We start from the raw sequence: 6,293 nt of genomic DNA, 5'->3' as shown, positions 1-6,293 counted from the left end.
CGGGGGGAAAAAAGGGCCCACCCGGGGACCCCCCCAAGAACCCCGGCCCCCCCCCCGTTCGCGTCCCCCCCTCGGGGCCGGGTCATGCCACGCTCCGGGTCACGCCGCCCGCCGGAGCAGCTCTCCCGCGTCCAGGGGCCACCGCCACACGATGCGGCGGCGTACGGCGTTCAGGTCGGCCCGCAGGGGACCGGGCGGCACGGCCGGCACCGGGCAGGGGGCGTGCGCCAGGCAGTACCGGGACACCAAGGGCCGCAGCGCGCGCAGCAGGGGGCGGCGCGGTCCCGTACCCACCACCAGCAGGTCACCGGGATCCCGGACGGTACCCACCAGGGCCGCGCCCGGGGTGCCCCGCACCGCCGGCCCGGCCAGGGTCACGCCCGCCGGGGAACCCCCGAAGGCGGTGTCGAGGACCTCCCGCAACCGCTCGACCGCCGCGTCCCGCGAGGCGGTCAGCAGCGGGGCCCCTCCCCCGCCGCGCCGGGCGCCCGGGCCGCCGAGCGGCGGCTGCCAGGCCAGTACGACCCACAGTTCCGCCTCTCGCGCCCGGGCCTCGGCGTGCGCCGCGTGCAATGCCGTCAGGCTCCCGAGGGATCCGTGGACCCCCACCACGACTCGTCCCCGCACTTGGCCGTCCTCCCCGTCCGCTGCTGCTCCGTCCCCTCAAGGGAACGAGGGCGACGGCCCGTTGGGCCCTCTCGCGGCGGACTCCTGACGGACCCCTGACGCGGGATGCGGAAGCCCTGACGGCTCCCTGACACGGGGACCCGGCGCACGTGCGGTCGGCGCGTGCGATCAGCCGGTGAAGCCGAGTTCGCCCAGCGCCTTCTCGATGCGCGCGCGGTGCTGCTCCTCCCAGGCGTCCAGGGACTCCCCGGCCTCCTTGGCCAGCTTGTCCAGGGCGGCGCTCAGGATCTCCTCCTGCCGGGCGGCCGGGGTGACCACGATGCCCTCCTCGTCGGCGACCACGATGTCGCCGGGGTGCACGCTCACGCCGCCGACCCGGACCGGGCCGCCGAGCGAGCCGAGCTTCTTCTTCGCGCCGGGGACGGGAACGACTCCGCGGGCGAAGACGGGGAAGCCCGCTTCGCGGACCTCCGCGAGGTCGCGCAGCAGCCCGTCGAGCACGAACGCGGCGATGCCGCGGCGCTGGGCGACGGCGCACACGTTGCCGCCGGCCAGGGCGTAGTCCAGGTCGCCCGATTCCACGACGATGACCGAGCCGGGCTCGGCGCGGTAGATGGCCGCGTGCAGCATCAGGTTGTCCCCGGGCTCGCACCGCACCGTGTACGCGGGTCCCGCGACGCGCGGGGAGTCCCACAGCGGGCGGATGCCGATGTCCATGACCTGCTCGCGACCGAGGAGGTCGGCGAGGGTGGTGGGCGGGACGCCCGTGAAACCGTTGTCCATGTCGGTCCTCTTCTTCAACTCCGGTATTCCCGGGCCCACCGGGCACCGAGATCGTAGATCACGGATCACGGCGCGTACTGCGCCGCCGTGTCGACGGCGGTGCGGGCCGCCCTCCTGACTCTTGAACTGGCTCTCGAAGGTGATCCGGCCGCCGTTCATGCCCATGCCGCAGCTGTACTCGAGCGTCCCCGAACCGGGGCGGGGAGGGACGGGAGGGGACGGGAGGGGACGGAGCAGCCCTTTCCTGGCCCGTCCGGCGCGACGGCCACTCCGGCCACTCCGGCCACTCCGCCGATACTGTGGGGACATGGAGATCTGTCCCACCCCACGCGTGAAGTCCGCCGGCGTCCACACCGAGCGGGTCTGAGGCCCCGCCCATGGACGCGCCCTCCCACGGTGCCTGGATCCGCGCCGGAATCAGCCGGAACGGCGGCCCGCTCCGGGAGACCGAGCACGTCGTGTGGCTCCAGACCGACGCCCTCTACGCGGACAGCCGCGGGTTCGCCGGAACCACCTCGTACGACGGCGCGCTTGTCACCTTCCACCACGATGTCGGAGCGCCGGGCCATGACGTCGGAGCCCTGCGCCCCGACGGCGACGGCGACGGCCTGATCGAAACGGGCACCAACCTCGACGGCAGCACCTTCCTGGAGGTCTGGTCCCCGCTGCCGCACTCCGGGGGTCCCTCGGGCTGCTGGACCGCCGCGGGCACCCAGACCGTGCGCGTGGGCGCGCACGTGGTGCACGTGGACGCCGCCGGCCACGGCACCCACCACGTCCTCCTGCCCACCGGCGACGTCCCGCCGGCGGCTCAGCCGGGCTGACCCGCCCCCGTGTCCGCGGCCCCGGCCGTACGGGCCGGCCCGCGGCCGAGCAGTTCCGCCAGTCCGCGCCGGGTGGCGGCCACGACCACGCGGTCCTGCGGCCGCAGGACGTGGCCGGGGCGCAGGTCCCACACCAGGGCGGGCCGCCTGGCCGTGTCGTATCCCGGCTCCGTGGCGAGTCCGGGCCGCCGGTTCGCCGGGGCGGCGGTGTCCAGGGCCACGACCCGCCAGGCGCCGGGCCGGAAGGAGTCCGCGATGGTGCGGCCCTCCAGCTGGGGATGGCCCGCCACCTCCAGCACCGCGAACACCAGCACCCTGCGCTCGACCGGGATCGCACCGAGCACCTGGCGGCCCATCATCGCCCCGGCGAACGCGGGCGCGGCCAGGTGGGAGACGCTGCGGCTGCGGGTGAGGGCCGTCGGGTGGGCCTCGCGCAGGGTGCGGTACACGGCGGTGGCGAACTCGTTGTCGTACAGCCGCATCACCACCCGCACGTCGGGTTTCACCGAGCGGGCGTACAGCGCGGCCTCCAGGTTGGTGGTGTCCGAGCTGGTCACCGCCAGCAGGGCGTCGGCGCGGTGGATCCGGGCGGCCTCCAGGACCCCTTCGTCGGTGACGTCGCCGACCACGACGGGTACGTGCAGGCGCCGTGCGAGGGCGATCCCGCGGGCCGTGGGGTCGGACTCCACGCACACCACGGGGATCCCCAGCTCCCGCAGCCGCGCGAGCACCCGCGCGCCGACCTTGCCGAGGCCGAGCAGCACGACGTGGCCGGAGAGTCCGCGCGGCGGCCTGCGCAGGGCCGTGGCGGTCCGGAAGGCGCCCAGTGCTTCGAGCGCCGCCGCGACCAGGACGGGCAGCAGGAGCAGCCCGACGAAGCCGGCCAGGATTTGCAGGAGTTGCCGCTCGGTGGGCTGGTCGAGCGCGGGGTCGTTGATCGCGAAGACATCGAGCAGGGTCAGGTAGACGGCGTGCAGCGGGGTGTCCCCCGTGACCAGGGAGGAGGCCACGGCCAGGGCGCCGACGGCGGCAGTGATCCCGGCCAGCGACCAGCGGAGCCTGCGGGAGAACAGTGAACCCACCGGCAGGGAGACCTGGTTCAGCCGCCGCCCTTCCGGTCCGGCCGTGGCGTGCGAGACCGCTTCCAGCGCGACGATCCCCCGCCCGGTCGCGGCCGCCACGGACCGGGCGTCCGGGAGGAGTTGCGGGCCCCGGTCCCCGCCGAGTTCCGAGCCGTCGGCGCCGGCCGGGTCCACGGCGGTGGCGGAGAGCAGGGCCAGGGTGCACAGGCCCGGGTCGGCGACCTCGCCGGGACCGGGAGGTGTGCGTTCCACCGCGCGCAGGAGCAGCCCGTCGGCCTGGATCACCTTGCTGGTGCCGGCGACGGCGGAGGCGACGAGGGCGGGGGCGGCCGTATCGGCGTCGGAGAGCACGGTCGTGGCGGAGTCGAGCCCCCGCCGGTCGAGCCCTGGTTCCGCGACGAGCGCCGCCTGGTCGAGCAACTCCTCGAGGTGCTGGCCGAGTTTGCGGTTGTAGAGGCGGATGACGAGCCGCAGCCTGGGGTTCAGCCGCCGGGCGACCAGGGCGGCCCGTACGTTCGTCTCGTCGTCCTCGTACACGAGCGCCAGCGCGGCCGCCCCGGCCACCCCGGCGGCGGCCAGCGCCTCCTCGTCGGGGGCGGGGCCTCCAGCACCCGCAGTTCCGGTACGGACACCTCCCCCGCGGCGGCCCGGCCCGCCGCGGCCGTGCGGTTCCGCGCGGCCGGGAACCGCCCCAGCAGTGCGCGCCCGGCCCCGACCCGGGTCCGGGTCCGGCCCTGTCCGGGCCCCGCCCCGGGCCGGACCTCGCGGACGGCGGGCACGACCAGCGTCACCCGCTCCTCGTACACGTCGCGGAGCTCCGCTGCCAGCCGGTGGGCGAGCCCGTCGTCCCCGCACACGACCATCAGGTCGGCGGAGTCGGTCTGCTGGTGAGGATGCGCGGAAGGAGAGGACACCGCCCCAGCATGCCGTGCCGGCCGGTCCGGTCCGTCGGCGGCCGCGCCGTGAAGCGGGCGCGGCCCGACTCCACCGTCACCAGGAGGACTTGGTCACTCCCGGCAGGAACCCGGCGTGGGCCTGTTCCCGCATCCGCACCCGGGACAGCCCGAACTTCCGCAGGTGCCCGCGCGGCCGCCCGTCCACGGCATCCCGGTTGCGCACCCGCGTGGCACTGGCGTCGCGCGGCTGGCGTCGCAACTCCCTCTGCGCGGCGGCCCTTTCGGACTCTCCGGAGGAGGGTTTGCGCAGCACCTCCTTCAACTCGGCGCGTCGCATGGCGTACCGGGCGACGAGGGCCTTGCGCTTCTCGTTCTTGGCGATCTTCCCCTGCTTGGCCATCAGACCTTCACCCCCCGGGCGCGGATCCGCGCCACGGCCGCCTCGACCCCGATCGCGTCGATGGTCTTGATCGCCCTGGCGCTGAGGGTGAGGCGGACATGGCGCCCCTCGCTCGGCAGCCAGTAGCGCTTGTGCTGGATGTTCGGGTCGAAACGCCGCGAGGTGCGACGGTGCGAATGGGAGATCTTGTTGCCGAAGCCGGGCTCGGCCCCGGTCAGCTGGCAGTGGGCGGACATGGCGTGGCCTGCCTCTCGCGACGGCCACCGGCCACCGTATTGGAAATGGAAACCATTCCCATATAGTACCCACATGGCACGCAACGAAGTACGCCCGATCATCAAGCTCCGCTCGACCGCGGGGACCGGCTTCACCTACGTCACCCGCAAGAACCGGCGCAACGACCCCGACCGGATGACCCTGCGCAAGTACGACCCGGTCGTACGACGGCACGTGGACTTCCGCGAGGAACGCTGATCCACGGCCCGGCCCCACCCGGCTCCGCCCGGCTCTGCCCCGCTGCGCACGCGGGCCGAGGAGCCCAAGCGCACGGCGATGCCGACCGCGGTGATGCGGCACCTGGAGGCAAAGGCCACCGACGAGGCCCTGGACCTGTTCCAGGTGCTGATGGCAACCCGGCTGATCAGTACGGCTAAGCGGAAGACGGAGAAGGAGTGTCCGTCGACGCTGCCGCAGCTGGAGAAGGCGTCACGGACGCTCGCACTGGCGGCGAAGGTGCTGTTCGAGGAGCTGGAGCTGGTCGAGACGCACGGCACCGACGTGGACACCGGCGCGTTGTGGGCGGCGGTCGAGGAGGTCGCGCCGCGGGCGGCGGTGATGAGCGCGGCCGCGCTGGTGGTCTCGCTGGTGCCCGAGGGCGAGGGCTCGGCCGACGTCGCGATACGGGCGGCTCTGACCACCCGCTACAACACGGTGCGGCCGTTCCTGGCGCTGCTGGGCGAGTCGAAGGCGCTCGCGGCGGCGACCGGCGGCGCGCGGGTGCTGGCCGGGGTGAAGCGGCTGCCCGCTTTGGCGCGGCGGCGGGTGAAGGGCAAGCCGCTGCTGCCGCGCGAGGTCGACGACAAGCTCATACCGGCCGCGTGGCGCAAGGCGGTCTACGCGAACACGGATCTGCCGCAGGGGGCGGTGGACCGGGACGCCTACGTGCTCTGCGTGCTGGAGCAACTGCACCGAGCCCTTCAGCGCCGGGACGTGTTCGCCTCACCCTCGCACCGCTGGTCCGACCCGCGGGCCCGGCTCCTGGACGGGGCCCAGTGGGATGCGGTGCGCGAGGACGTGCTGGCGGGCCTGAGCCTGGACATGCCCGTCACCGAGCACCTGGCGGAGCTGGTGCGGGCCCTGGACGCGGGCTGGAAGCAGATGGCCGAGCGCCTCCAGTCTGCGGGCGCGGAGGCGCGGGTGTCGCTGAACGTCCTGCCGAGCGGCCGGGCAACCAGCAGGTCACCCAGGCCGGCGCATTCCTTGTCTGGCTCCTCGACCGCGGCAACTGGCTCAGCGCGAACCACCCTGAGATCACCACCTTCGCCGACGTCACACGGGACCACTGCCTCGGCTGGATCGGCCACATCGCGGAGGCGCCGACGGAGAGGACCGGCAAGCCGCTCGGAGTGATGTCCCGCATCCAACGGATCTCCGGCCTCCCCCAGTTCTTCCGGGACACCGC

Annotated in this window: 6 protein-coding genes and 2 pseudogenes; 3 read left to right on the top strand and 5 right to left on the bottom strand. The window is 74.2% G+C overall.

Translation table 11 applies throughout. The features are described 5' to 3' along the window. Positions 1–99: 99 nt before the first annotated feature. Positions 100–627: a universal stress protein gene (locus ACFWBW_RS27815; RefSeq protein WP_385377708.1), complete on the bottom strand. Its 528-nt coding sequence runs from the start codon at positions 625–627 to the stop codon at positions 100–102. Positions 628–795: 168 nt separating this feature from the next. Continuing rightward, positions 796–1,410 carry an RraA family protein gene (locus ACFWBW_RS27810; protein ID WP_385377705.1) on the bottom strand — a complete coding sequence of 205 codons (615 nt, stop codon included), beginning with the start codon at positions 1,408–1,410 and terminating at the stop codon, positions 796–798. Positions 1,411–1,787: 377 nt separating this feature from the next. Here ACFWBW_RS27810 and ACFWBW_RS27805 point away from each other — a divergent pair, with 377 nt between their 5' ends. Further along, a complete protein-coding gene (locus ACFWBW_RS27805; RefSeq protein ID WP_385377702.1) occupies positions 1,788–2,234 on the top strand; it encodes a hypothetical protein in 447 nt (148 codons plus the stop codon). Here ACFWBW_RS27805 and ACFWBW_RS27800 read toward each other — a convergent pair. The 3 genes and pseudogenes from ACFWBW_RS27800 to rpmB form a co-directional block, all read right to left on the bottom strand. Continuing rightward, a pseudogene (locus tag ACFWBW_RS27800) lies at positions 2,222–4,179 on the bottom strand (potassium channel family protein). The gene ACFWBW_RS27805 and the pseudogene ACFWBW_RS27800 overlap by 13 nt on opposite strands. Before the next feature lie 127 nt (positions 4,180–4,306). Then, entirely contained in the window at positions 4,307–4,612 is a 306-nt protein-coding gene (rpsN, locus tag ACFWBW_RS27795) for a 30S ribosomal protein S14 (protein WP_385377699.1), read from the bottom strand. Then, positions 4,612–4,848, bottom strand: coding sequence for a 50S ribosomal protein L28 (rpmB, locus tag ACFWBW_RS27790; protein ID WP_385377696.1), 237 nt, complete (start codon positions 4,846–4,848; stop codon positions 4,612–4,614). Before rpmB ends, rpsN begins: the two co-directional genes overlap by 1 nt. Before the next feature lie 73 nt (positions 4,849–4,921). On the opposite strand from rpmB, the gene rpmG reads away from it, so the two are divergent. Beyond that, positions 4,922–5,086 (top strand): 50S ribosomal protein L33, encoded by a 165-nt coding sequence (gene rpmG, locus ACFWBW_RS27785; RefSeq protein ID WP_385377693.1) that lies wholly within the window; start codon positions 4,922–4,924, stop codon positions 5,084–5,086. 36 nt (positions 5,087–5,122) lie between these two features. Continuing rightward, positions 5,123–6,058: pseudogene (locus tag ACFWBW_RS27780) on the top strand (Tn3 family transposase); the annotation flags it as partial. Positions 6,059–6,293 lie beyond the last annotated feature (235 nt).

This window comes from Streptomyces sp. NPDC059957 (genome assembly GCF_042730015.1).
In the GTDB taxonomy this organism is placed as follows: domain Bacteria; phylum Actinomycetota; class Actinomycetes; order Streptomycetales; family Streptomycetaceae; genus Streptomyces.
This window is presented reverse-complemented; position numbering and strand designations above follow the sequence as displayed.